Below are 255 nucleotides of genomic sequence, written 5' to 3'. Positions count from 1 at the left end.
AAGCCGTTAAGTTGTTAGAAACTCTGTCAGGTGGCGGCGGATTAAAAGCCGTTAAGTCACTAGAAACTCTATTAGGTGGTGGTGGATTAAAAGCCGTTAAGTCACTAAAAACTCTATCAGGTGGTGGAGGATTAAAAGCCGTTAAGTTGTTAGAAACTCTGTCAGGTGGCGGCGGATTAAAAGCCGTTAAGTCACTAGAAACTCTATTAGGTGGTGGTGGATTAAAAGCCGTTAAGTCACTAAAAACTCTATCAG

At 42.0% G+C, this 255-nt stretch carries 1 protein-coding gene; it reads left to right on the top strand.

Annotated elements, in window-relative coordinates; translation table 11 throughout:
- On the top strand, nucleotides 1-255 hold a 255-nt coding region (locus ORL93_RS31135), incomplete at both ends, for a hypothetical protein (RefSeq protein WP_265960366.1).

Source organism: Bacillus sp. DHT2 (assembly GCF_026241455.1).
Classification (GTDB): Bacteria; Bacillota; Bacilli; order Bacillales; family Bacillaceae_G; genus Bacillus_A; species Bacillus_A pseudomycoides.
This window is presented reverse-complemented; position numbering and strand designations above follow the sequence as displayed.